The organism is Flagellimonas sp. L-11, assembly GCF_056857735.1.
The window spans coordinates 61,161-86,974 of sequence record NZ_JBSXNR010000068.1; the positions used below are offsets into that span (position 1 = coordinate 61,161).

The following is a 25,814-nucleotide window of genomic DNA, read 5'->3' on the forward strand; positions in this document are numbered from 1 at the left end:
CACAAACTCCCTCAAGCATTGGGAAATTTAAAAACTCATCACGACTGTGCTCGATGTGACATGAAATTCCTTCCTATCCGTTTAAACAACCTCAATAGGGTTCATAAAAATTACTAATTGTAAATATAGTACAATTTGTTGCAGTAGTGAAATGCTACTTCTTGTATTTCAGCACGGGAGAACGTCCTTTTTTGAATATTTTGTTGCTGGCCCCCTTGCCTTTGCGCAAACGTTTTTGTTCTTCGTAGGGCAACGCGTGTATTTCCATGCAATCCACAGAGCAGCAATTGTTCATGGCCTCCGCACATTCATCACATTGGATAAACAACAAATGACATGCTTCATTGGCACAGTTTACATGCGTGTCACATGGTTTGCCGCATTGGTGGCAGTGTGCTATCACATCTTCGGAAATACGTTCGCCCCTCCTGTGGTCAAAGACAAAGTTTTTGCCCAAGAATTTATTCTCCAATTGCTTTTCGCGTACTTGTCGGGTGTATTCGATGATGCCTCCTTCCAGCTGGTACACATTTTTGAAGCCTTTGTGCTTGTAATAGGCGCTGGCTTTTTCGCAACGGATACCGCCGGTACAATACATTACCAGTTTTTTGTCTTCCTTGTGTTCGGCAAGGTCTTGTTCTATAATATCGAGTGAGTCGCGAAAAGTGTCCACATCGGGTGTAACTGCATTTTTAAAATGGCCTATCTCGCTTTCGTAATGGTTTCGCATATCCACCAAAACGGTGTTTTCGTCTTCAATAAGTTCGTTGAACTGTTCCGCACCTACGTGTATGCCTTTATTGGTGACATCAAAAGTGTTATCGTTCAGCCCATCCGCCACAATTTTTTTGCGGACCTTCACTTTTAATTTCAAAAATGATTTGTTGTCCTGTTCAATGGCGATGTTCAACCTCACATTTTCCAAAAATGTGATGCTGTCCAAATGTTCCTTAAAAGTATTGAAGTTTTCCGCGGGCACCGAAAGTTGGGCGTTTATGCCTTCGTGGGCCACATAAATCCGACCCAGAACCTCCATATCGTCCCAAGCCAAAAAAAGATGGTTCCTTAAAATCTGGGGATTGCCTATGTGTGCATATTTATAGAAAGAGATGGTGAGCCGTTCTTTACCGGCCTCCTCAATAAGGGCTTCCCTTTCTTTTGCACTTAATGTGTTGTACAGTTGCATGCTATACCTGATTAAGTTAAAGAATGGTTCTTAAAAATGTGGGGCAAAGATAAGAATTAAAGGACAAGTAAATCAAAAGGGCCTGTTAAGGGCCCCTTGATCCACTACTTCCTTTTCATAGCTAAATTTTCTTCCTCCTAGCAATGCGAGCTATAATTAGCTCTATGTAGATGAGTTAGTAACCTAAAGATGTATTGTTGTTAAAAAGGTTGCGTGGCCTTTGTGGCATGTTGAAAGAAATGGTATTTTAGCCTTCCTAACATTTTTTACCATGAGCAAAGAGAAAGAAGCAAAATTAAAGGCCTTAAAACTTACATTGGACAAGTTGGACAAGACCTACGGCAAAGGTGCTGTCATGAAAATGGGCGATAGTGTTGTTGAAGATGTGGAGGTAATTCCTTCCGGCTCGTTGGGATTGGACATCGCCCTCGGCGTAGGAGGATACCCGAGAGGGCGGGTGATCGAAATCTATGGTCCTGAATCTTCAGGTAAAACCACATTGACACTGCATGCCATTGCCGAAGCCCAAAAAGCTGGAGGCATTGCCGCTTTTATTGATGCTGAACATGCTTTTGACCGCTTTTATGCCAAAAAGTTAGGGGTTGATATTGACAATTTGATCATCTCCCAGCCCGATCACGGAGAGCAAGCCTTGGAAATAACCGAAAACTTGATTCGTTCCGGTGCTATTGACATTGTAATCGTGGATTCCGTAGCTGCCCTTACGCCAAAAAGTGAGATTGAGGGTGAAATGGGAGATTCCAAAATGGGATTGCATGCGCGTTTAATGTCACAGGCGCTGCGAAAACTGACTTCCACCATCAGCAAAACAAAATGTACCGTAATATTTATTAACCAGTTGCGGGAAAAAATCGGGGTAATGTTCGGAAATCCAGAAACAACCACCGGGGGCAACGCCCTTAAATTTTATGCATCCGTACGATTGGATATTAGGCGTTCCACACAGATCAAAAGCACCGATGGTGATGTCCAAGGAAACAAGACCCGTGTAAAAGTGGTGAAAAACAAAGTGGCACCGCCATTTAAAACTGCGGAATTTGACATTATGTACGGTGAGGGAATTTCCAAAATAGGAGAAATACTTGATTTGGGAGTCGCCTACGAAATTGTAAAAAAGAGTGGCTCTTGGTTCAGTTATGGCGACACCAAATTGGGACAGGGAAGGGATGCCGTAAAATCACTCCTCTTGGACAATCCTGAACTATCCGAAGAATTGGAAAGCAAAATCAGAGAGGCCATTGCAGCGGTAAGCGAATAACCCTTTTATCGATTTTTATGGGAGATTAACCTTTAGTTGTGAAAATCCTACGCAACCCTTGTATACACTGAACATCTAGGGAATAAAAGGATTTTTATTATGAAAAAAGCATTAGTGCCCTTTATGTTGATCGTGGCATGCTCATGGTTCGTCTCTTGTGAGGTGGATGATGATTCCCCCAATTTTTACTTTACAGCCTTAAAAACAGTTGAGGCCGATGTGCCCGAATCATTTGAGTATGGGAAAACCTACGACATTGAAGTAACCTACCAAAGACCAAACGGATGCACCTTTTTTGAAGGTTTTGATGTAACGGACACTGCGGAAACGGGCCGTGACATTGTTGTGGTCGGCTCTGTGCTAACCGATGAAGACCGAGCTTGCACCGAAGCCGTGGAAGAAGTTGTGGCCACGCTGAAATTCAATGTGATTTACACCAAGGATTATATCTTCCGATTTTATGCGGGTGATGATGCCGAAGGCAATGCAACTTATTTGGAATATACAATCCCGGTAGCAGAAGGGGAACAAACAAATTAAATAGCAACTATCCAAAATTGACCAACATTTGGATCTTGAAGAACTGATACATAACTGTAAAAACGGAAATCGAAAGGCCCAAGCCGAGCTATACCGGAGATACTCCGGTATTCTTTTCGGTATGTGCCTCAAATATTCCCGTAACAAAACGGAAGCGGAGGACAATCTGCACGACAGTTTTATGACCATATTCGACAAGGTCGACCAGTTCGGTTTCAAAGGGTCCTTTGAAGGTTGGATCAAACGGATAACGGTAAACACGGTACTCCAGAAATACAGAAAAGACCAATACCTCAACGTAGTTTCGGAAAATATTGAAGACGAGGTAGAAGTGGAAACGGAAGACACGGACATAGGCCTTTCAACCTTATTAGGTTACATACAAGAGCTGCCACATAAGTATAGGCTAACCTTTAACCTTTACGTATTGGACGGCTACAGTCACAAAGAAATCGGTGAGATGCTGGGGACATCCATCGGAACCTCAAAATCCAATTTAGCTAGGGCCAAGGCCATTTTGAGGGACAAAATAGAAAAAGCCAAAATAAACATTGCTTAAATAGAACTAACGATGGGGAAAAAGAATTTAGAGCAATTGTTCAAAGAAAGTTTTCAAGACTTTCAAGAAGTCCCGGACAAAAAGGTCTGGAACTCCATTGAAGCCTCTTTGGACAAAAAGAAACAAAAAAAGCGGGTCATACCTATTTGGTGGAGCCTGGGCGGGGTTGCCGCAGCCTTGGCAATACTCCTGTTGGCAATCAATCCGTTTGCCGAAGAACCAAAAGAAGAACAAATTATTACCGATCTGGAAAACATTGCTGTTCCGGATGAAACCGGTAATTCAGAAGAAAAGAGGAGTAAGGGCTTTAATAGTCCAGTGACTACTTCAGAAAAGCAAGGGGATGGTTTGGCAAATACATCCGATAGTGAAGACTTGGAGGAAGGGAACCATCAAACAACCGATAACGGCTTACATAAAAATAAGGTTTCGGCAATTGCCGAAAATGTTGCTTCCACCAATTCAAAAACAAATGACCCAGCGGGTAAAACTCAGGCCAAAAACAACGGTTTGATCGAATCTGAAGCACTTTCTTCTGAAAAAGACGGCGCAGAAAAAAACAGCGCCATTGCGATGAACGGTGATGAAGGCCAAAGACGAACCACCCAAACAGACGGGGATAACACCCAAGTTGCACAGCATACAGAAGAAAAAGCAGAGGCTGAAAAAAAATCCATTTACGATGCGATTGAAGAGCAAAAGGAAATAGAGGAAGCGGTGGCAGAAAACAAAACGGGAAAATGGTCCGTTGGTCCTTCTTTGGCACCTGTATATTTTGATGCTATTGGAGATGGCTCTCCTGTTGGAGCCGACTTTTCCTCCAACTCAAAATCGGGGAAGTTTAATTTAAGCTATGGTCTTACCGTAGCGTATGAAGTGGGTAAAAAATTAAAAATCCGCTCCGGAGTGCACAGGGTAAATTATGGTTACAATACCAACGATGTGGTTTTTTCCTCTACTTTACGGGCTGCTTCGGCCAATAGAATAGCAAATATTGATTATAACCCAAATTCCGAATCCATAATTGTACAAAGTAGGGAAAGTGCCAAAAATGCCCCTGCGATCAACTCCAAAGAGGTTCTGTTCAACGAAGCCCCCTCCCTTGATGGTAAAATGGTTCAACAATTGGGATATATCGAAGTCCCATTGGAAGTAAATTACGCCGTTTTGGACAAAAAGTTAGGCGTTGATCTTATAGGAGGTGTAAGCTCGCTTTTCCTTGTGGACAATTCAGTGTTGTTGGAATCCAATGAACTGGTTACCGAAATGGGCGAGGCGAACAACATAAACGCTTTAAACTTTAGCGCCAATGTGGGCATGGGCCTCAATTATAAATTTACGCCCAAGGTCAGGTTTAATATTGAACCTGTATTGAAGTATCAATTAAACACTTTTTCCAATGTGTCCGGCAATTTTAAACCTTATTCCATTGGAGTTTATAGCGGCATCAGTTTTAAGTTTTAATATGTAAGAAGTTGGTTAGGAAGATTGCTCCTTTAAGCAATCAATTAAGCGCCCCTTAAAACGGGCGCTTTTTTGTGCCAAAGACACTCACATATTCTCGTTATTTCCGGATTTATAAAACTAACCGGCCTTTTGACAATGTGAAAAATAATCAATTTGGGGATGTCCTCATTTACTTTTCAAAATCGCTTATGGGAAAGGAAAATGATATTCTCTGGGACGTGGCCAAGAACTGTCTTGGCCGATTCGGGTTAGTGGATTGTGTGATCTTCCACTAGACGATAATACTTGGTCCAAAGAGCTGCGTACGGCCCAAAAAACCCAAAGGACCAGACTATTGACAATCCAGTTCAAATTCCTATGGGCCAAGGAATATCGGGTTATGTGGCCCAAACGGCCCAAGCGGAAATTATTAACGATGCCTCTAAAGACCCAAGATATATTGAGGACGATGGCAAGACCATCGGAAATTTGTGTGCCCATTCCTGCTATGATATCGCCCTTTGGGCACCAAGGTGATTACAAAAATACCTATATGGGATTTTTACGGTTTGGTCAGTTCTTTTAAAATCACATCCCTTACCTCTTCCCTTAATGTAGAGGTATCCGAGGCACTCAAAATCCCAGTCTCGAAAAACTCGTGCACTTTGGCCCTTAGCCGTCCAGGTCCGCCACTAAAAAAGGTAAATGAAAAACGTGTTTTATTATCCAAAAAAGTCATCGGTACCACGGGGATTTTATGGGCAATAGCCATTTTAAAAGCCCCGTCCTTAAACTTGTCCAAAACAATGTCCTCCTCGGGTACGCCCCCTTCCGGAAAAATACAAATGCTCAGCCCTTGATCTAGTCTTCTTTGTGCACGACGGTAAACCCCGGTCCTACTACGAACGTTTTCCCTATCCACCATTATGCAGACCCTTTTATAGAAAAATCCAAAAATGGGAATGCCCTCCAATTCCTTTTTGCCTACAAAAACAAAAGGGTTTCCACTAATGACCAACATCAGCATAATATCAAGCATACTGGTGTGGTTGGCCACTAGCATATAGCTTTTTCCTTTCTTCATGCGCTGCTCTCGAACAATCTTGGGAAAACAGCCCATACCGTACAAAATAGGTCTGGCCCATAGATTCCGTGCCAACCAAAAAAAATGGGGGTAGGTTTTTTCGGAGATAGTAAAAATGAGCAAAATCGGAAAAAGTAATAGAATGGGAACGGTAACCAAGATATAGAACCAAACCCTATACACTACATGTCCCGCATTTCTGATTATTCCAAGCATCCATCAAAAGTAAAATTTTTGAATATCTTTATAGGACTAACCATTAAAATTTAGGACATGGGTATTTTATATGCTTTATTGATCGGTGCCCTAGCCGGATGGCTTGCGGGCAAAATCATGAAAGGGGGCGGCTTTGGCCTTCTTTTGAATATTATTTTGGGAATTGTTGGGGGCATTGTGGGCAATTGGCTTTTTGGCGCACTTGGGATCCACATAGGGTCGGGAATTATCGGCCATCTCATCACAGGTGTTATTGGTGCCGTAGTGATTCTTTTCATTGCCGGGCTGTTCAAGAAATAAAGCCTAATTAAATCAATTCCACGTTAAGCGGTACTGCCGCTTTTTTTATATGTACGGGATGCTTACTTTTACGGGCAAAAATTTAGCATGGCCCGAATTCTGACAGGAATACAAAGCACAGGCACACCCCACTTGGGTAACATTTTGGGAGCAATTGCGCCTGCCATTGAAATGGCGGAGGACCCCAGAAATGATTCCTTTCTGTTTATTGCCGATATGCACTCCCTTACACAGATCAAAAATGGGGAGCTGTTACGAAACAACACCTACGCCATAGCTGCGGCTTGGCTGGCCTTTGGCCTTGATATTGAAAAGACTGTTTTTTACAGACAGAGCGATATTCCACAAACGGCTGAATTGGCCTGGTACCTTAGCTGTTTTTTTCCGTACCAGCGATTAACATTGGCACATTCCTTTAAGGACAAGGCCGATAGGTTGGAAGATGTGAACGCAGGCTTGTTTACCTATCCCATGCTGATGGCCGCCGATATTTTACTTTATGATGCTGATATTGTTCCCGTAGGGAAAGACCAGCTCCAGCATTTGGAAATGACCCGAGATGTAGCCTCCCGCTTTCACAACCAGATGGGCGAAACCTTTGTGATGCCCGAAGCCAAAGTGCACGAGCAAACCATGTATGTGCCCGGTACGGATGGCGAAAAAATGAGCAAAAGCCGTGGCAATCTCATCAACCTGTTCCAACCGGACAAAAAACTCCGTAAGCAGATCATGGGCATTGTTACCGACAGCACGCCAATGGAGGATCCCAAAGACCCTAGCAAAGACAATGTATTCGCTTTATACAAATTATTGGCCTCTACGGAACAGATTGAGGAAATGAGCGCCAATTATTTGGCAGGTAATTATGGTTACGGACATGCTAAACAAGCCTTGTACGAACTTATTTTGGAAAAGTTTGAGGAACCCCGCGAAAAATTCGAATACTACATGCACCACAAGAACGAAGTAGACGAAGCCTTGGCCTTTGGTGCAGCAAAGGCCCGTAAAACAGCCGATGATGTGCTGACAAGGGTTCGTGAAAAGCTGGGGTATTGAGTTGTTTGATCAAAAAGAATTCCCCGTATGCTTGTATAGGGTTTCCATTGTAACCGTCATTCCCGTGAAAACGGGAATCCAATAATGGCATTTCGGTTTTTCGCCTTTGCTCAAAAAGGCAACAAGGTTTAACTGGGAAATTGCTGCAAGTCCCCGGGATATTAGCTCTGAATGAACGAACACTTATTGGAAGTTGTCAACTTTTCAATTGATGATGGGCAAATTGCAATTAAAACAATCCCATCTGTCCATCTTTGTATCGTTCATGAAGCTCCATGTTCAACCGCGGAAAGCTTTTATCTTTAAAGTATCGTTTCTTGGCCAAATGGGCCATTTCGTGTATTTGCTCCGCGATTTTGCCCTCTCCTTTTGTTCTTGTGCCAAATCGGCTATCATTTAACGTTCCCCCGTGGCAATCCTGTATTTGATGTAAGACTTTTTCAGCCCTATCTGGCATTGTTTTTTTTATCCAGTCCGAAAAAAGTTGCCCTATGGCCCCATTGAGTCGTACAACCGTTAAACCAAAGGAAAGGGCCCCATGGTCTGCCACTGCCTTGGCCAATGACAACAACTCGTGGGAATTTATTCCGGGAATCATGGGGGCCAGCATAGCATTAACGGGTATATTGTTCTCGGATAATGCCTGAATGGTCTTTAATCTTTTTTGGATGGATGCCGTTCTGGGCTCCAGTTTTCGTCTCGTTTTTTCTGATAATGAGGTAACAGAAATATTGACCCCGACCAATTGATGTTTGTTCAACTCCTTTAAAATATCGAGGTCGCGCAACACCAAAGCGTTTTTTGTGATAATGCCCACGGGATGCCGATACTTTAAAAAAACTTCCAGGCATTTTCGTGTAATCCCAAACCTTTGTTCTGCGGGTTGATAGCAATCGGTGTTTCCAGATAGAACAATGGTCTGTGCCTTCCATTTTTTATGTTTGATCTTGGTTTCTAAAAGCTTTGGAGCCGCTTCTTTGATCAATATGCGTCGTTCAAAATCCAAACCTGCACTATAGCCCCAATATTCGTGGGTGTTTCTGGCATAACAATAAATACAACCGTGCTCACAGCCTTGGTAAGGGTTCATGGAATATCCCATCCCTACATCGGGGCTATCCACTTTGTTGACAATCGTTTTTGGAAAAATAGGAATGTACTTCGTTTTGTTGCTTTCGGCTTCCTCTCCTTCCAAACGGCAGAATTCCAAAAAATCCTCCCGCATCTCATGCACATGCTGCAAAAACCGATTGCTCGTATTTTTCTGTGCTCCCCTTCCCCTTAAAAATTCTTTGGATGACATAATTGGATTTATTCCAAATATATGGATTATATCCTTTGTTTGAATATTTTGATTGATGAATTACTAGAGCGTTGGATAGCTTATAAATATTAATGGGGTTGGCACAAATGTCATGAATTTGTATCAAGGCACTCCGTCATTTCGAACGGGAACCCAACCTTGATTGGGTCTGGTGGGAGAAATACTAAAGTATCAGTATCGAATGGATTTCTCGATCGTCGTTACACCCCCCCATTTCGAAATGACATCACTTATCCTAACATTCCAAGGAAGATGAAGGATCGCTTCAAGGCCGTAAAGTTTGACAAGAATTGCACAGGTTCTCTCGAGTTTGTTTTTTTTCCCGACTGTTGTTATTCCGTACGGACAGACAGATGGCCATAAAGGGTACAATTGTTCTTGAGCTTGTCGGGAGTAGGATGCTCGAAGCACGAAGTCAGTTTGCAGTAAGCAGTAACTCCTGAACCTTGATACTTGAATTTGGACTTGTCAGAAGTCGGGAGTCAGTTGGTAGATTGCAGTAACTCAATAACTTGATCCGGTGCAAAAGTCTTGTCTCTTATGTCTTGGTTCTTGGCCCTCTTTTCTTTGAACTTGCGTTTGAGCTTGTACTTGGTGTTGATGAGTCTTGGTTCTTATTTAAAATCGACCTTTACCAATTGTTTTCTGCTTCCTTGCTTGGCGTAGAAGAGCATTTTGTCCTCCTCTTCGTCCTTAAGTGGTTTGGAGACCATGAGCGGTAATCTGGCCTCTTGCTGATCGATGATTTTCTCATAATCCATAACTCCGTTTTCATCCAAGGAAATCAGGAAAACGTTTCGGTTTCTGCTAAAACCTTGCTTAAATATCAATCGTTCGTTGTTTATGAGTTGTGGGTGTTCTGAAGAAGTACAGATAAAAAAATACGTTTTACCATTTTTGCAGTACGAACTGTAGGAGGCATAGGCTCCATCGCCTTGGGTAACTTCGGTCTTGTTGATATTTCTGGCCCATTTCATATCACCATTGGCCCCTAATTTAACGCTGACAATGTCATTATAATGATAGCGCTCGATTTTTACACGTTGTCCAGCTCCGGTAACTTCTAAGCCCGAAGTCACAAAATATTCTTCTGCATTGAACAAGATGTCTTGGTCATCGGTTATCTCAACTCCTTTAAAAACAAGGTTTTTGATATCGTGCTTTCCTGCACGTCCAAACTTGTCTTCCATAAATTGTTGCGAAAAGGGATTGTATTTTTGGGATTGGATGTCCAATGTGCCTTGGTTCATTTCAAAATAAGCAATACCGTTGTAACGGTTGTCCTTTCTATCGGCATAAAAGCCTAAACAGACCAGTTTGTTTTTAACCAAGATCGGATACAATGCTTCCGGATACTTGCCAGGATCTACAAAAGATTGTGTTTTGCTCCCGTATTGCGAGACTTTGATCAATTCGTATTGAAACTTTCTTTCATCAACCCTAAAACGTCTCTTTTTAAAGTAGGCCTTCCCTACAATATAGGCTGTTTGTAGGTCTGGCGAAAAAGCCACGTTCTCAAAAGCATAGTTTTTCTCCTCGATCTCATCGGAAAAATCATATTCGAACTTTTTGTTGAGCGCGGTATCGAACAAATGGATCATGTGTTTGTTGCTCTTCCCTTTTTTATGATGTGTGCTTATTACGAAGCCTGTCTTCTCCTCATTAAAAAGAACGGCAGTGGTAAAGCCACGGGAAAAGTCTCGGTTATAATAGTTTTTCCCTACGGGGTCTTTTACTTCTTCGGAAGCAATGGAGAGCAGTTTTTTGGGCCTGAAATTAAAATCGATTATGGGGCTGGTATGCACCCAGTATTCATATTCCCCTTTATTGGGATCATAATTTAGGAACAAAAGGTTCAACTGGCCATTTTTCAGGAATCCATTCACAAAGTCCAACCCTTTGAGTTTATAGTTGTACTCGGAAACCAGTTCCAAATCGCTGTTGTATTGCTCTATAAAGTATCCCTTGGGCTTAAGCACCAATCCTTGGTAATAGGCGCGCACCAAAACGTAACCTCCGGAATCATCTTCATCAATGGCCACGAGGTTGGAGTAGCGGTACTTGTCCCTGTATTTCTCACCAAAATCGTAGGAAACGGGCATTTTTTGGGCATTGACGGCGATGCCCGTCAATACAAGGCAAAATAATGGAAGTAGGTGTTTTTTCATGATCTGGCTTGGTTAGGCCAATGGTCACGATCCGGGGAAATCTGCTTTTCGTTTGTCCAAAAACGCGGAGGTTCCTTCTTTAAAGTCGTCCGTTCCAAAGCAATTGCCAAAGGCATCAATTTCCACCGAATAACCATCAGCGTCATATTTAAAACCAGCATTTATCGCTTTTATTGCATGCTTTATGGCGACACTGGAATTATTCGATATCCTGCTCGCAATTTTCATACAAAAAGGCAACAATTCTTCAGAGGATACCACATGGTTCACCAACCCATATCCAAATGCTTTGTCGGAATCGATCATTCCTGCGGTCATGATCATTTCCATGGCCCTTCCCTTGCCTACCAACTGTGGTAAGCGCTGGGTTCCGCCATATCCGGGAATTACTCCCAGCGATACTTCGGGCAAGCCCATTCTTGCATTGCTGCTGGCCACCCTAAAATGGCATGCCATGGCAAGCTCCAATCCGCCGCCAAGGGCAAAGCCATTAATTGCAGCTATTACCGGTGTGGACAGGTTTTCCACAAAATCGAACAGATGCTGCTGCCCGACTGCCGATAACTGGCGGCCTTCCTTTACCGAGAAATTGGCAAATTCGGAAATATCGGCACCCGCAACAAAGGCTTTTTCACCACTTCCAGTGATAATGATGACTTTTATGTCCCTGTCCTCGTCCAGCTCCTTAAAGGCCACGTGCAACTCTTCAATTGTTCTTTTGTTGAGGGCATTTAGCTTTTTGGGTCTGTTTATGGTTATGGTGGCCAAATTGTTCTCTTCTTCAATGTAAATGTTCTCGAAATCCATGTATACCTATGTTTGGGACGGGCTGTACAATGTCCGCCATTATTATTTATGTTCTTTTGGAAAATCAATGGTAAAAACGGTTCCTTTTCCAACTTTAGAAGTAAAGTTAATGGTTCCGCCATAGTTTTCCACAATGTTCTTTACCATACCTAGCCCCAAGCCCGTTCCGCTGGACTTGGTGGTAAACTTGGGCTCAAAAATTTGGTGTTTGTGCCCGTCCGCTATTCCAAGGCCGTTGTCGGCAATCGAAATTCTAACACGGTCGCCTACGGAGGCCACTGTTACCAAGATTCTCGGGGAGTCTACATCGGGCACAGCCTGAATGGCATTCTTTACCAAATTGGTGATTACCCTTATTAACTGGGTACGATCCAGCTTGGCCACAATTTCCTCTTCGTCGGCTATAAAATGAATATAGTCTTCATTAAAAATCTCCATGGCCAATTTTACCACCTTAACCACATTCAAAGTTTCGTTCTGCTGGGCGGGCATATCGGCAAAACTGGAAAATGCCGTGGCTATATTGCTCATGGTGTCTATTTGTTGTATCAAGGTTTTGGAAAACTCTTTGACCTTTTTCTGAATATCAGGGTCATTTGGGTCGAATTTGCGCTCAAAACTCTGCACAGTTAGCCGTAAAGGCGTTAGAGGATTTTTAATTTCGTGGGCTACCTGTTTCGCCATTTCACGCCATGCCTGTTCTCGTTCGCTACGTGCCAACTTTATGGCACTTTCTTCCAACTCATCGATCATTCGGTTGTAGGAGTCCACCAATTTTCCGATTTCCTCTCCAGGACCTTCCAAATAAATTTTTTCGTTTTGATGGGTCAAGTTGGTTCTGTTGATTTTGTCCGATATGGTCTGGAGTGATCTTGTAATGTATTTTGAAATAAAATATGCCAAGATAATGGCAACGACCAGCATTAAAACATAAACCATCCCCAGCCTGAAGAGAAATTCCCTCAATTCCATATTATTGAAGGTGTTATCTTCAAAATAAGGGAGGTTCATTATGCCTATGGGCTTAAATCTCAGGTCATAAATGTAGGTATAGGTGGATTGATAATTATCTCCGGCCGTCCTTTTTTCCTCCACAAACCGGGTTTCTCCGCTTTCCCTGAGAAAATTCAGCACTTCAGGGTCGAGACATGTGGCGATTGAGTTGGACTCAAAAGTTGGGCGAGAGCTTTTGATCAAATTGCCCTCCAGGTCGTAAATATTGAAGTTTACATTTTGTATGTTGGCTATCTCATAAATTTCCTCGCTGAATATAAGGTGAAGATTCTCTGTGGTTATGGGGTAGGTTGTCTCCTTAAGTGTGTAGTTAATGCTTTTAATGAGCTGCTCTTCCTTTCGCTCCAACCTTTCGTTATGATAGTCGTTGCCTTGTTCCTTGTACTGGTAAACCGTAACCCCGGCAATCAAGACAGAGGCGAGTACCACCAAGGTGATCATGGCAACAAATATGCGTGACCGTAAGGAAAATTTTCTTAACAAGCTCGCTTGATTTAGCCTTAAATTTAAGCAATTATCGAGCCAAATAAAGTGCAAGAGCAAAAATGAAGCTCGATAATTTCATTTACGTTGACGCTTTACGAAAAGTATTGTAGCTGTTTTATGAAATTCCTGCCTAAAGGAGGAAGGCGGGCATATTAAAAAATTGCATTTATTCTTTGTCAAAGAATATCCTTGGCCCAACAAAGAATGAATCTTTTGCATTGATTGTTATTCTAAGGGCCCAGAGCGAATAAAGGATATTTTGGTTTGTCCTGTACAAGGCAAGTGATCTTGACGCAAACCACACTGATTTTCACGAATATGTCACCCAGAATAGAATCAAAAGATAGCTAAGTTGTGGATGTGTCAGGTCGAGCGCAGTCGAGACCTCAAACATGGTCAGGATTGAACTTGTGGTGCAAAGCATTTCCGCATTATGATAATATTTGCAAAAGGTTTAGATTCCCACTTGCTAGGGCAAACCTCTTTTTGGCGCCCGACTTTTTGATTTTCTTTTCAAGATAGATGGCTTGCAATACATCATTTAATTCTTGTTGGAACATAAGTTGAAGGGGCCTTCTTCTTTAAGTAAAAGCTGATTGGTTTGTCCCGTTTTGATGTTCTGATAACCTACGGTTGATATTATCTGTAATGTCAGTTTAGGTTATTCCTTCGAAACATTTTAATATATAGGTTCATAGTTTGGTGGGTCTCGATTGCCCACTCTCTGGGCAAGGCAGGCGCTCGACCTAACACTACTTGGATTTCTTCCTAAAAACAAAAAACCCAAACTTCTATTGGAAATTTGGGTTTTGTATATTGAAATCCTATAAGATTTATCCCTTTAAAGAAGCGGATAAGTACTCGCGGTTCATACGGGCAATGTTGGTCAAGGAAATACCTTTTGGGCATTCAACCTCACATGCTCCCGTATTGGTACAATTGCCAAAACCTTCCAAATCCATTTGGCGAACCATATTTTGAACACGTTCTGTAGCTTCGATCCTTCCTTGTGGCAACAAGGCAAATTGGGAAACTTTGGCTGAGGTGAACAACATGGCACTTGCGTTTTTGCAAGCGGCCACACAAGCACCGCAACCAATACAGGTGGCGGCATCCATAGCTTCGTCCGCATCGTATTTGTTGATTGGAATTGAGTTGGCATCAATTGTGTTGCCAGATGTGTTTACCGAGATATACCCCCCAGCTTGCTGAATGCGGTCAAATGAGCTTCGGTCCACGATCAAATCCTTGATCACGGGGAATGCCTTGGCACGGAAAGGTTCAATTACAATGGTGTCCCCATCGTTGAATTTTCGCATGTGCAATTGGCAAGTGGTTACCAATCTATCCGGTCCGTGAGGTTCTCCATTGATTTGTAGGGAACAGGTTCCGCAAATACCTTCCCTACAATCGTGATCGAACTCAACAGGTTCTTCTCCTTTGGAGACCAATTCTTCATTTAAGATGTCCAGCATCTCTAGGAAAGACATATCCCCTTCTACACCATCAAGGGTATAATCAACTATTTTCCCGGGTGAGGATGCGTCCTTTTGACGCCAAATCTTTAGGTATAATTTCATAGTTATCTAGTTGTTAGTCGTTAGTTGCCAGTTGTTGGATCTTCCATTAACTGGCAACGTTCAACTATTTATAACTCCTTGTTTTTAATTCAATATTCTCGTACACCAAATCCTCTTTGTGCAATTCGGCATCTTTGGGCTCGCCCTTATATTCCCAAGCGGCCACATATTTAAAGTTTTCGTCATCACGTAGCGCTTCGCCTTCTTCCGTTTGGTACTCTTCACGGAAGTGTCCGCCGCAGGATTCGTTTCTGTGCAGTGCATCCTTTGCGAAAAGCTCGCCCAATTCCAGGAAATCGGCAACGCGTCCGGCTTTTTCCAGCTCTTGGTTTTTAGAATCGATGCTTCCGGGAATTTTTACGTTCTCCCAGAAATCTTTCCTTAGCGCCGAAATTTCCTTGATGGCTTCTTTCAGTTCCTTTTCGTTACGGGCCATACCACATTTGTTCCACATGATCTTGCCCAGTTTTTTGTGATAGTAGTCCACGGAATGGATTCCAGAGCCACCCATCAACTTTTCCATTCTATCACGGACCTGTTGTTCGGCTTCGTCGAATTCCTTGGTATCGGTTGGAATGGCCCCTGTTCTAATATCATGTGATAGGTAGTCGCCAATTGTGTATGGCAGTACAAAATATCCATCTGCCAGACCCTGCATCAAAGCGGAAGCGCCCAATCGGTTGGCACCGTGGTCGCTGAAGTTGGCCTCTCCGGCTGCGTAGCAACCAGGGATTGTGGTCTGCAGGTTATAATCCACCCAAAGGCCTCCCATGGTGTAGTGTACCGCAGGATAGATCATCATTGGGGTTTTATATGGATTTTGGTCTACGATTTTTTCGTACATCTGGAACAGGTTGCCATACTTGGCCTCCACAACCTCTTCACCTAATTTTGTGATAGTCGCTTTATCTGGATTTTTAAGTCCAGAGGTCAACGCCTTTTCTTTTCCGTAACGTTCAATGGCGGAGGCAAAATCCAAGAATACCGCTTCCCCGGTCTTGTTTACCCCATATCCGGCATCGCAACGTTCCTTGGCAGCTCTCGAAGCGACATCACGGGGCACTAGGTTACCAAAGGCAGGATACCTTCTTTCCAAATAATAGTCTCTATCCTCTTCAGCGATTTCCGTTGGCTTCAACTTGCCTTCGCGGATGGCGATGGCATCCTCTTTTTTCTTGGGAACCCAGATTCGACCATCGTTACGAAGTGATTCGGACATCAATGTCAATTTGGATTGATGGTCACCTGAAACAGGAATACAAGTTGGGTGGATCTGTGTGAAACATGGGTTGGCAAAGAAAGCTCCCTTACGGTGCGCTCTCCAAGCAGCCATTACGTTACTTCCCATGGCATTGGTGGAAAGGAAGAACACATTTCCGTACCCACCAGTGGCCAAAACAACGGCGTGTGCGCTGTGTCTTTCAATTTCCCCAGTCACCAAGTTTCTGGCGATTATTCCACGGGCCTTGCCGTCCACCAATACCAAATCCATCATTTCGTGGCGGTTAAAGGCCTGTATCTTGCCACGGTTTATCTGGCGGTTCATCGCGGAATATGCACCGAGCAACAATTGCTGACCGGTTTGTCCTTTGGCATAGAAGGTTCTGGATACCAGAACCCCGCCAAAGGAGCGGTTGTCCAACATTCCCCCATACTCACGGGCAAAGGGAACCCCTTGTGCCACACATTGGTCGATGATGTTGCCTGACACCTCCGCCAATCGGTACACGTTGGCTTCACGGGAACGGTAATCGCCTCCTTTTATAGTGTCGTAAAATAGGCGGTAGTTACTATCGCCATCTCCTTGATAGTTTTTTGCAGCGTTTATTCCCCCTTGGGCCGCAATGGAGTGCGCCCTACGCGGTGAATCTTGATAGCAGAATGTTTTTACGTTATAACCCAACTCGGCCAAAGTGGCTGCTGCGGCACCACCTGCAAGTCCTGTGCCTACAACAATGATGTCGATGTTCCTTTTGTTGGCAGGGTTAACCAGATTGATGTCGTTTTTATGCTTGGTCCATTTGTCGGCCAACGGCCCAGATGGAATTTTGGAATCCAATATGCCCATACTTAATGTGTTATTGGGTTAAGGTGGTGATATAGGGCGATAAAAGCAAAGCCCAATGGAATGACCACCGAAAATATTTTAGTGAAAGTCTTGATGGCTGGAGTGTACTTGTTGTTTACGCCCATGGTCTGGAAAGATGAGGCAAACCCGTGCCATAAGTGAAGACTCAGTAAGAAGAATGCCACCACATAAATGGCGGTTCTCCAAATGGGAGCGAACTTTTCTACGGTTTCTGCGTAGTAACGTGTCGGGTCCTCAGGGTTGGCCTCAATATATTTATAGGCCATTTCGTGTACCCAAAAATCGTAAAAGTGCAAGGCCAAAAAAGCAAGGATAACCAATCCGGAATAGATCATATTGCGGGACACCCATGGAGCATTGGCACTGCCCTTGTACTTTACATAGGCTGTGCCCCTGGCTTTTCTGTTCTGGATCTCCAAAACAAAGCCCATTACAAAGTGCACAATTACGCCAGCAATCAAAATAGGTTGTAGGACAAACTGTACCAAGGGGTTGTATCCCATAAAATGGGACCAGGAATTAAAAGTTTCGGGGTCTATTACCGAAGCAAGATTAATGGTAAAATGTTGTGTAAGAAAAACAACCAAAAAAAGACCCGAAAGTGCCATTATCACTTTTCGGGCAAGCGATGATTTTATCATTCCACTCATTAGTGCTGGTTTTTCAACAAATTTACGGCACGGATGAGTTTTTAACAAGCTTTCAATATCGTAAAACAGGTTATTTAGATTCATTTTAAGCTACTGGGATTTAATCCTTCAGGATTCTATTTTGGGAATTTTAACCGATATTACGATTGATTTTCAAACCAATGCAAAAAACATGGACATTGCCATTTTATCCGTAAGCCTCAATGTATATTCCACAGCTAGGATTGCAGAGGAATTTGAAAGGGCAGGCCATTATGTGGAGCATATTGACCATACCAAATGTTCGGTGCAGTTGGGCGATGATAAGCCGCAAATTTTTTTTGGAACGGAGAACATTACCGATGAGTTTGATGCCATTGTCCCGAGAATTGGCACAACGGTGACCCGCCACGGTGCGGCCATTGTAAAACAGTTTGAAATGAACCATATCTTCAGCACGGCGAAATCACTGGGGATCATCAGGGCCAGAAACAAGGTTTCTACCCTGCAAATGATGTCCAAAAAAGGAATACCTGTGCCAAAAACCCTGTTCTCCATCAACCCGAACAATGTAGCCGATCAAATAGAGTTGTTGGGCGGAGCCCCTGTTATTATTAAACTACAAGAGGGGACCCAGGGCAAAGGGGTCATTTTGGCGGAAAGCAAAAAATCGGCAAAATCCGTGATAGATACTTTGTATAATATGAACACGAGCATTTTGCTACAACAATATATAGAGGAGGCCAATGGGGAAGACCTTAGAATCATTGTTGTGGGCAACAAAATCGTGGCCAGTATGAAACGGACCAGCGGACTGGACGATTTTAGATCCAATGTGCACCGGGGAGCGGAAACCCAAAAAGTACAGTTAACGCCAAGGGAAAAATTTATAGCGGTAAATGCCACCAAACATTTGGGACTGGGTGTGGCCGGAGTGGATTTGATCCGATCCAAAAACGGCCCTTTGTTGATAGAGGTAAATGCATCGCCAGGGTTAAAGGGCATTGAGGCGGTAACGGGGGTAAATGTGGCCAAGCACATTGTTCAATATGTAGAAAAGCACAGTGGAAGGAACAGAAAATGAACCCGTCTGGAGTTGTTAAGTCCAAGCCGATAGGCCAATTTTTTCCATTGACCTAGGCCAAGCTCCACTTTATGGCATCTTCCAAGTTTGCAAATTGGCGTATTTCGTTTCTAAAGAACATTTTTTCCAGAACAAGGCTGGCCAAACCGCTTTTGTTGCAAGCGATAACCGAATAAAGCTCCAATTGGTGCCGATGTTCGTAAAACGTTGGCCAATCGGTGGGGACTACCGAGTAGTTATGAATGCGATTGCTGATGTAGGCGATAGGTTTGTCTTTTCCCAGGACCTCATAGGCCACGGATATTATTTTTTCGGCAATGGACCAGTTAAAAACTTCACCTTCTTTTATTTCCGATATGACCAATCCATCAAAAAAGCAGAAAATTCCAAATCCTTAACGCGCTGCATATATCCTTTCAGGAAGATGAGTCAAATTGTATGCATCAAAAGTAGAAGCAAGCAACGGTTATTTTTGAGCTGATTTTACCAATGCCCCTGTAGGATTGGTGCAACTGCCTTTTCAATTGACAACTCATTTTTTCGGATATCAACCAAAAAGAGGTATTCCTACATAAGCCGGTATAAAAACCGATTATTTTTCCATGTTCTTTAATTGGATTCCCAATGCCTTTGTGGATAATTGCACCTCCAATAGAGAGAGCACCAAGGAAACCATAAGGAACACCAAACTAATACCAAAAATAACATTGGCCCAGACACGCATTTCCACATAGATCAAGAACATGGTTACTGCTGCCAACAAAAAACTGATGATTGCAGTTGCCTGCATGTTTTTTATAATGCCCAAACGGGTGCGCAATTGGTTGATCTGTTGTTTTAAGGGCTGGGCGGCGGTTTCCTCAAACTGTTTGTGCAATTGCCTGATCAAAGCCGCAATGGCCAAATAACGTGCGTTATAGGCCAACATGGTCAATGAAATGGCAGGAAAAAGGAGTGCGGGAATACTTAGGTTGAGCTGCATGTTTTCAATTTGAAATTGAAGGTAAGGATTTGTCTTCGGTAACGCAATTGGCTACATTTGGGCAAATCAAATTAAATTTATGAAATACGCTCAAATAGACAGCAATCTTTTTGTAAAGAACCGTAAGAAATTCATGGCTCAAATGAAGCCGAAAAGCATTGCGGTTTTCAATTCCAACGATATTTATCCCATCGGTGCGGATAGTACTTTACCCTTTGAGCAGGACCGTGATATTTTTTACCTGAGCGGAGCGGACCAAGAAGAGACAATTTTATTGTTGTTCCCCGATGCCATTGATCCAAAGCATAGGGAAATCCTTTTTGTGAGGGAAACCAACGACCATATTGCGGTTTGGGAAGGAGCAAAGCTCACCAAGGAAAAAGCGACCGAAGTATCGGGCATCGAGACCGTTTATTGGCTCACGGAGTTTGATAAAACCTTTTTTGATTTGATGACGGAGGCGGACACGATTTATTTCAATACCAACGAGCATTACCGCCAAGCAGTGGAAACCCAAACACGGGAAGCACGGTTTATTGAAAAGTGCAAAAAAGAATACCCGGCGCACCAATGGGCCAAGAGCAACCCTATTTTGCAAAATATCCGTGGTGTTAAAGAACCGGAGGAAATCGAGTTGATGCAGAAAGCCTGCGATATTACCGAAAAAGGGTTCAGAAGAATCTTGGAGTTTGTAAAGCCAGGGGTTTGGGAGCACGAAATTGAAGCAGAATTTTTGCACGAATTTGTTCGCAACCGTTCCAGAGGTTTTGCATATCCCCCTATTATCGCAGCGGGCAGCAACGCCAATGTACTCCACTATTTGGAAAACGACAAAGAGGTAAAGGACGGTGACATGATTTTGTTGGACCTTGCTGCCGAGTACGCCAACTATTCCAGTGATATGACCCGCACCATTCCTGTAAACGGGAAGTTTACCCAGAGGCAGAAACAAGTGTACAGCGCGGTGCTTCGCGTTAAGAACGAGGCGACAAAAATGTTGGTGCCCGGAACCATCTGGGCCGAGTTCCATAAAGAAGTGGGCAAGCTCATGACCGCCGAACTTATAGGTTTGGGCTTGCTGGACAAAGCCGATGTGCAGAACGAAAACCCTGATTGGCCAGCATACAAAAAATACTTTATGCACGGAACCAGTCATCACATAGGCCTGAACACCCACGATTATGGTGAGTTGAAAAAACCGATGAAAGCCAATATGGTATTTACGGTAGAACCCGGGATTTATATTCCAGCCGAAGGAATGGGAGTTCGTTTGGAAGATGATGTGGTCATTCAAGAAAAAGGAGAGCCTTTCAATTTGATGCGCAACATTCCTATCGAAATTGAAGAGATCGAGGAATTGATGAACAAGTAAACTGTTGTGCTGAAGAGCAAAGTGGCGAAGTATCCCAGTGTCCCAAGCTCCTAAGAATGGCAGAAAAACATACACATGAACCTTATTTGGTTAATTCAACAATCCAATATTGAAAAAAAGATGGAGGAAGCTCCCGACAGTGCCTACGAAATTGGCGTGGTTATCGGGAGCTATCTCCCTTTTGTGGCATTGGCCGCCATCGCTTATGCCATTTTCTACTACACTAAAAAGAACAAGGGTTCGGAATAATTTCCTCGGACCGTGTAACCTGTTTCAATAAAGTACCGTCATACCTTACAAATCAAAAAATGTAAGGTAAAATGAAAAACGGACTAAACACGAGGCTTCGACGGTTTCTGTTGATTGCTTTTATAGTAGGGCTTCAACCCTTGCTGAAGGCACAGGACATAGAGGCCCGGATAAACGATAAGCTTAAGCAAAAAATAGCTGAAAACGGACCCGGTGCTGTTTTTTTGGTGGCAAAAAAGGGCAATGTCGTTTATAAAAAAGCGTTTGGTTTGGCCAATCTCGAACTTCAAGTGCCGATGGAATCCAACAATGTCTTCGAAATCGGTTCCATGACCAAACAATTTACTGCTGTCTCCATTTTAATGTTGATGGAAGAGGGAAAGTTGCAATTGGATGATGAGATAACCGAATACATTCCCGATTATCCCACACGCGGCCATGTAATCACCATTCACCACTTATTGAACCATACTTCAGGAATAAAAAGCTTTACAAGCGTGAAAGGACTCGACGCCATTGCGAACAATAACATGGAACCGTTGGAGATGATTGATTTTTTTAAGAACGAGCCCATGGACTTTCATCCCGGAGAAAAATTTAAATACAACAATTCGGGCTATATCATTTTAGGCTATATTATTGAAAGAGCATCGGGTATGGAGTATGCTGATTTTGTGGAAAAGCATATTTTCAAAAAACTGGGAATGTCGTCGTCCTATTATGCAAGACGTTCAAAAGTGATACCGAACAGAGCTTCCGGCTATCATGAAAGAGAAGACTATATCAACGCTAGGCATATCAATTATTCCATCCCTTTTGCATCGGGATCCTTAATGTCCACTGTGGATGATATGTTAAAGTGGGAACAAGCGATCAAGAACCATATATTGCTCGGTAAGGAAAGCACAAGAAAGGTTTTTACGAATTATACCTTGAACAATGGGGAACTTACCAATTATGGCTATGGGTGGCATGTCAAAACCATGAATGGCAGCAAGAGTCTTGAACACGGAGGGTCTATTTTTGGGTTTAAATCCATGGGGGTTTATTTGCCCGAAGAGGATATTTATGTGATAGGCCTAAGTAATTGCGATTGCAACTCCCCAACACAAATTACCCGGGAAATAGCTGAAATGGTCTTGAACAACAACGATTTTGGCGGATGATTGCCAATTTGTTTGATTTTTATCCCGAAATCTCGGAAATTGGAGAGGTCTAAAAAGAAAGCATGTCTAAGACGTTTTCAATGATTCAGGATAAAAAACTTTACCGGATTGCCTTTGCACTGGCCCTGTTCACCATCTTTTACAACATTGTCGAAGGGATTATTTCCACTTATTTGGGTTTTGAAGATGAAAGCCTTGCGCTATTTGGGTTTGGAACAGATAGCTTTATCGAGGTGATTTCTGGACTGGGCATTGCACACATGGTTTTGCGTATACAAAAGAACCCACATAGCAATCGCGACAATTTTGAGCGAACTGCCCTAAGGGTTACAGGAGTGGCTTTTTATCTTTTGGTGGTTGGATTGGTCATTTCCAGCAGTTATAATATTTGGACGGGGCACAAACCGCTGACGACCTTTTGGGGAGTGATCATTTCAGCAATATCCATACTTGTGATGTGGATTTTGGTCTGGTGGAAACGCAAAGTGGGTCGTAAACTGAATTCAGCACCAATATTGGCCGATGCCAATTGCACACTGGTCTGCGTGTATATGTCCATCATTTTACTGGTGAGCAGCGGGATCTACGAACTTTTTAAGATTCCTTATATAGATAGTATTGGTACTCTGGGATTGGCCTATTTTGCTTTTTCCGAAGGAAAGGAATGTTTTGAAAAGGCCAGGAGCAATAAACACTGTGGTTGTACAGAATAGATTGGAATATGGAGCAGGATAGAAAAAATCATTGGGAAACCGTTTACGGAACCAAGAATCCAGATCAGGTAAGTTGGACCCAGGAAGTGCCGCAGACCTCTCTGGATTTTATTCATTTTTTTAAACTGGACAAAACTGCCAAAATTATTGATGTGGGCGGTGGTGATAGTAAATTGGTGGATTTTCTGTTGGATGAAGGTTTCGAAAACATTACCGTGCTCGATATTTCGGGCAAAGCCATGGAAAGAGCCAAAAAAAGGTTGGGAAATAGGGCCCAAAAGGTAAAATGGATTGAAAGTGACATCACCGAATTTGAAACTAAAGAAACTTATGATGTTTGGCATGATCGCGCAGCGTTTCATTTTTTGACATCCCCTGAGCAGATACAAACCTATGTGGAATTGACCCAAAAAGCTGTTGACAGCTATATGATTCTGGGAACCTTCTCCGAAAATGGACCAAAAAAATGTAGCGGTCTCGACATCAAACAATATAATGAAGAGCAAATGGAAACTGTTTTCAAACATTTTGAGAAATTGGAATGTAGAACCGAAGACCATACTACTCCATTTGGTACTACACAGCATTTTATCTTTTGCAGCTTCAAAAGAAAACAAGATTAGCTTGAAGCAGCTGTTTCTTTACCATTGATGATGTTCGAAGCAATGAATGCGACCAATGCTGGAAGCACCCAGCCCATCTGATGCTGGCTCAACGGAACCCAATCGACATAGGGAGAAATTTGTTGGCCAAACCCAATGCTCCCCAAAAAATCGGGAATACTGAACAGAATGGTCACTCCAATTACCCGTTGAAACACCTTGGGCGAACCCCATTTTTCTGGAACCACATTCAGTAAAATCAAAATTATGGTGATGGGATAAATAAACATGAGCGACGGAACGGCTACGGTAATAATGTAGCCAACATCAAACTGACCCACCAACACACCCAATAGGCACCCCAAAAATGCTGTGATTCGGTATGCTGAAATTGAATCGTTGAACCTTCCTTTGATAAAATCGGAAGTTCCCGTCACGATTCCTACCGCTGTGGTAAAACAGGCCAAGCTCACCAAAATACTGAGCAATATATTGGCCGTTTGCCCCAAGGTTTTTGTGCTGACCCCCCTTAGAAGTGCGGTTCTGGAAATATCGGCATCAAAAGCATCCCCGAACAATGCGCCTGTGAGGATTAGGCCTCCGTACACCAATAACAGTCCTATTCCCGCCCACAGCCCTGCTTTTCCAATGAGCCTTCTTTTTTCTTCAAACGAGGCGTACTTTTCCTTTAGGTTGATGGATATGATGATTACCGCACCCACTACTACAGCTCCGATGGCATCAAACGTTTGATAACCTTCCAAAATCCCCGAACTAAAAGCTTGCCCCATTGCTGATGGTACAAAATCAAAGTCCAATGCAAAGACTGCCGTTGCCATCATTATGAATAAAATAATCAAGATGCCCGGGGTTAATAGCTTGCCCAATGCATCCAAAACTTTGGAACGATTGAGGACAAAGACAAATACCAACATAAAATAGATTAGGCTGGTCAGCAACGATGGGGAATCCCAAAAAGGCTGAATGGCCATTTCATGTGTTACCGATGCGGTCCTGGGCGATGGCAAAGCGATGGCGATGGCATAAATTAAATAACAGTACACCACACTAAATGTGGGAGAAACCTTTTTGGCAAAATCGAATAATGTACCCTGTAATTTGGCATGGGCAATAATGCCCAAAATTGGGATAAGAACACCCGAAATGCAAAATCCCAGGGTGACCAACCACCATAAATCCCCTGCTCTAAATCCCAATAATGGAGGCAAGACAAGGTTTCCCGCACCGAAAAAGAGCGAAAAAAGGGCAAAAGATGTAATTATTAAAGATTTCTTGCCGGTGGATTGTTGATAATTTGTTTTCAATATGGTATATTACAAAAGCGTTTTTGAGCGAAAAAAAATAGCTTTTTGTCGATTTTATTGCATTTCATCGAAAAAAATACTTTATCGGTGCAATCGTAAAATAAAAAGTTATCAACACCCGTTCCTATTAAAAGTTGAACCATTTAAAAATATTTTTATAACACAAAATTACTATTCACCAATTTAAGCATTTTCGAAGCTCCATATCGTAAATCATTGCTTTTCTCCAAACAAAACCAGCTTATGAAAACAACTACTACACAGCATGGCAACAAATTCTCTTCTTTCTTTTGCAGTCTGTTTGGGCACCACTACACGGTTTCCAAAAAAGTGACCCAGCACATAAAAGAATACAAATGTATTCATTGCCATAAACAGGTTACCACGGACGTTACTGGTAAACTTTCTGCGCTGACTCCGCAAATGCAAGAGATCAACAGTACATTGGAAGATATGTACCGAAAACGAAAAAGTAGGGTAGTGCACCAAGTGGCATAACCCTTTTTTATTTTAGAAAAGGCCCAAGTCTTATCCCGGAAACTTAAGTAATTGCCTACT

General features: G+C 42.8%; 26 protein-coding genes. 14 read left to right on the forward strand and 12 right to left on the reverse strand.

Features of this window, described 5'->3' with window-relative positions:
• Window positions 1–154 precede the first annotated feature (154 nt).
• Window positions 155–1,186, reverse strand: coding sequence for an oxygen-dependent tRNA uridine(34) hydroxylase TrhO (gene trhO / locus AC13CC_RS12325; protein ID WP_326276717.1), 1,032 nt, complete (start codon window positions 1,184–1,186; stop codon window positions 155–157).
• Between the two features lie 271 nt (window positions 1,187–1,457).
• Between trhO and recA the strand changes: the two genes are divergently transcribed.
• From recA to AC13CC_RS12350, 5 genes are all read left to right on the forward strand, one after another.
• Window positions 1,458–2,465, forward strand: coding sequence for a recombinase RecA (gene recA / locus AC13CC_RS12330; RefSeq protein ID WP_326276718.1), 1,008 nt, complete (start codon window positions 1,458–1,460; stop codon window positions 2,463–2,465).
• 99 nt (window positions 2,466–2,564) lie between these two features.
• Complete coding sequence (locus tag AC13CC_RS12335) at window positions 2,565–3,005, forward strand: hypothetical protein (RefSeq protein WP_482876703.1); 441 nt, start codon at window positions 2,565–2,567, stop codon at window positions 3,003–3,005.
• Between the two features lie 28 nt (window positions 3,006–3,033).
• Window positions 3,034–3,564: an RNA polymerase sigma factor gene (locus AC13CC_RS12340; RefSeq protein WP_482876704.1), complete on the forward strand. Its 531-nt coding sequence runs from the start codon at window positions 3,034–3,036 to the stop codon at window positions 3,562–3,564.
• A 12-nt stretch (window positions 3,565–3,576) separates the two neighbouring features.
• Complete coding sequence (locus AC13CC_RS12345; protein ID WP_482876705.1) at window positions 3,577–5,028, forward strand: hypothetical protein; 1,452 nt, start codon at window positions 3,577–3,579, stop codon at window positions 5,026–5,028.
• A gap of 360 nt (window positions 5,029–5,388) precedes the next feature.
• Complete coding sequence (locus AC13CC_RS12350; protein WP_326276723.1) at window positions 5,389–5,547, forward strand: hypothetical protein; 159 nt, start codon at window positions 5,389–5,391, stop codon at window positions 5,545–5,547.
• Window positions 5,548–5,572: 25 nt separating this feature from the next.
• On the opposite strand, the gene AC13CC_RS12355 is transcribed toward AC13CC_RS12350, so the two are convergent.
• A complete protein-coding gene (locus AC13CC_RS12355) occupies window positions 5,573–6,310 on the reverse strand; it encodes a lysophospholipid acyltransferase family protein (protein WP_482876707.1) in 738 nt (245 codons plus the stop codon).
• Between the two features lie 57 nt (window positions 6,311–6,367).
• Between AC13CC_RS12355 and AC13CC_RS12360 the strand changes: the two genes are divergently transcribed.
• Together AC13CC_RS12360 and trpS are read left to right on the forward strand one after the other, a co-directional pair.
• On the forward strand, window positions 6,368–6,610 hold the full coding sequence (locus AC13CC_RS12360; protein WP_326276725.1) for a GlsB/YeaQ/YmgE family stress response membrane protein: 243 nt from the start codon (window positions 6,368–6,370) through the stop codon (window positions 6,608–6,610).
• 87 nt (window positions 6,611–6,697) lie between these two features.
• Window positions 6,698–7,666 (forward strand): tryptophan--tRNA ligase, encoded by a 969-nt coding sequence (gene trpS / locus AC13CC_RS12365; RefSeq protein ID WP_482876708.1) that lies wholly within the window; start codon window positions 6,698–6,700, stop codon window positions 7,664–7,666.
• Between the two features lie 229 nt (window positions 7,667–7,895).
• Here trpS and AC13CC_RS12370 read toward each other — a convergent pair whose 3' ends face one another.
• From AC13CC_RS12370 to AC13CC_RS12400, 7 genes are all read right to left on the reverse strand, one after another.
• Window positions 7,896–8,969: a PA0069 family radical SAM protein gene (locus AC13CC_RS12370; RefSeq protein ID WP_482876709.1), complete on the reverse strand. Its 1,074-nt coding sequence runs from the start codon at window positions 8,967–8,969 to the stop codon at window positions 7,896–7,898.
• A 635-nt stretch (window positions 8,970–9,604) separates the two neighbouring features.
• Complete coding sequence (locus AC13CC_RS12375) at window positions 9,605–11,158, reverse strand: hypothetical protein (RefSeq protein WP_482876710.1); 1,554 nt, start codon at window positions 11,156–11,158, stop codon at window positions 9,605–9,607.
• Window positions 11,159–11,182: 24 nt separating this feature from the next.
• Window positions 11,183–11,965 (reverse strand): enoyl-CoA hydratase/isomerase family protein, encoded by a 783-nt coding sequence (locus tag AC13CC_RS12380; protein ID WP_326276730.1) that lies wholly within the window; start codon window positions 11,963–11,965, stop codon window positions 11,183–11,185.
• A gap of 42 nt (window positions 11,966–12,007) precedes the next feature.
• Complete coding sequence (locus AC13CC_RS12385; protein ID WP_482878275.1) at window positions 12,008–13,420, reverse strand: sensor histidine kinase; 1,413 nt, start codon at window positions 13,418–13,420, stop codon at window positions 12,008–12,010.
• Window positions 13,421–14,298: 878 nt separating this feature from the next.
• Complete coding sequence (locus AC13CC_RS12390) at window positions 14,299–15,045, reverse strand: succinate dehydrogenase/fumarate reductase iron-sulfur subunit (RefSeq protein WP_326276731.1); 747 nt, start codon at window positions 15,043–15,045, stop codon at window positions 14,299–14,301.
• 64 nt (window positions 15,046–15,109) lie between these two features.
• On the reverse strand, window positions 15,110–17,113 hold the full coding sequence (locus tag AC13CC_RS12395) for a fumarate reductase/succinate dehydrogenase flavoprotein subunit (RefSeq protein ID WP_326276733.1): 2,004 nt from the start codon (window positions 17,111–17,113) through the stop codon (window positions 15,110–15,112).
• Between the two features lie 2 nt (window positions 17,114–17,115).
• A complete protein-coding gene (locus AC13CC_RS12400; protein WP_326276734.1) occupies window positions 17,116–17,784 on the reverse strand; it encodes a succinate dehydrogenase cytochrome b subunit in 669 nt (222 codons plus the stop codon).
• A gap of 172 nt (window positions 17,785–17,956) precedes the next feature.
• On the opposite strand from AC13CC_RS12400, the gene AC13CC_RS12405 reads away from it, so the two are divergent.
• Window positions 17,957–18,847 carry a RimK family alpha-L-glutamate ligase gene (locus AC13CC_RS12405; protein ID WP_326276735.1) on the forward strand — a complete coding sequence of 297 codons (891 nt, stop codon included), beginning with the start codon at window positions 17,957–17,959 and terminating at the stop codon, window positions 18,845–18,847.
• A 52-nt stretch (window positions 18,848–18,899) separates the two neighbouring features.
• Here AC13CC_RS12405 and AC13CC_RS12410 read toward each other — a convergent pair whose 3' ends face one another.
• Both AC13CC_RS12410 and AC13CC_RS12415 read right to left on the reverse strand, forming a co-directional pair.
• On the reverse strand, window positions 18,900–19,211 hold the full coding sequence (locus tag AC13CC_RS12410) for a hypothetical protein (RefSeq protein WP_326276736.1): 312 nt from the start codon (window positions 19,209–19,211) through the stop codon (window positions 18,900–18,902).
• 228 nt (window positions 19,212–19,439) lie between these two features.
• A complete protein-coding gene (locus tag AC13CC_RS12415; protein WP_293166504.1) occupies window positions 19,440–19,829 on the reverse strand; it encodes a DUF2721 domain-containing protein in 390 nt (129 codons plus the stop codon).
• Window positions 19,830–19,908: 79 nt separating this feature from the next.
• On the opposite strand from AC13CC_RS12415, the gene AC13CC_RS12420 reads away from it, so the two are divergent.
• The 5 genes from AC13CC_RS12420 (at window position 19,909) to AC13CC_RS12440 (ending at window position 23,952) form a co-directional block, all read left to right on the forward strand.
• Window positions 19,909–21,201: an aminopeptidase P family protein gene (locus AC13CC_RS12420; RefSeq protein ID WP_326276738.1), complete on the forward strand. Its 1,293-nt coding sequence runs from the start codon at window positions 19,909–19,911 to the stop codon at window positions 21,199–21,201.
• A 75-nt stretch (window positions 21,202–21,276) separates the two neighbouring features.
• A complete protein-coding gene (locus AC13CC_RS12425; protein ID WP_326276739.1) occupies window positions 21,277–21,450 on the forward strand; it encodes a hypothetical protein in 174 nt (57 codons plus the stop codon).
• Between the two features lie 71 nt (window positions 21,451–21,521).
• On the forward strand, window positions 21,522–22,616 hold the full coding sequence (locus AC13CC_RS12430; RefSeq protein WP_326276740.1) for a serine hydrolase domain-containing protein: 1,095 nt from the start codon (window positions 21,522–21,524) through the stop codon (window positions 22,614–22,616).
• A gap of 62 nt (window positions 22,617–22,678) precedes the next feature.
• Window positions 22,679–23,329: a cation efflux transmembrane domain-containing protein gene (locus AC13CC_RS12435; protein WP_482878040.1), complete on the forward strand. Its 651-nt coding sequence runs from the start codon at window positions 22,679–22,681 to the stop codon at window positions 23,327–23,329.
• 8 nt (window positions 23,330–23,337) lie between these two features.
• Window positions 23,338–23,952, forward strand: coding sequence for a class I SAM-dependent methyltransferase (locus AC13CC_RS12440; RefSeq protein WP_482878112.1), 615 nt, complete (start codon window positions 23,338–23,340; stop codon window positions 23,950–23,952).
• On the opposite strand, the gene brnQ is transcribed toward AC13CC_RS12440, so the two are convergent.
• Window positions 23,949–25,256 carry a branched-chain amino acid transport system II carrier protein gene (gene brnQ / locus AC13CC_RS12445; protein ID WP_482878041.1) on the reverse strand — a complete coding sequence of 436 codons (1,308 nt, stop codon included), beginning with the start codon at window positions 25,254–25,256 and terminating at the stop codon, window positions 23,949–23,951. The genes AC13CC_RS12440 and brnQ overlap by 4 nt on opposite strands.
• 243 nt (window positions 25,257–25,499) lie before the next feature.
• Between brnQ and AC13CC_RS12450 the strand changes: the two genes are divergently transcribed.
• Window positions 25,500–25,754, forward strand: a complete 255-nt coding sequence (locus AC13CC_RS12450) for a hypothetical protein (protein WP_482878042.1) — start codon at window positions 25,500–25,502, stop codon at window positions 25,752–25,754.
• Window positions 25,755–25,814 lie beyond the last annotated feature (60 nt).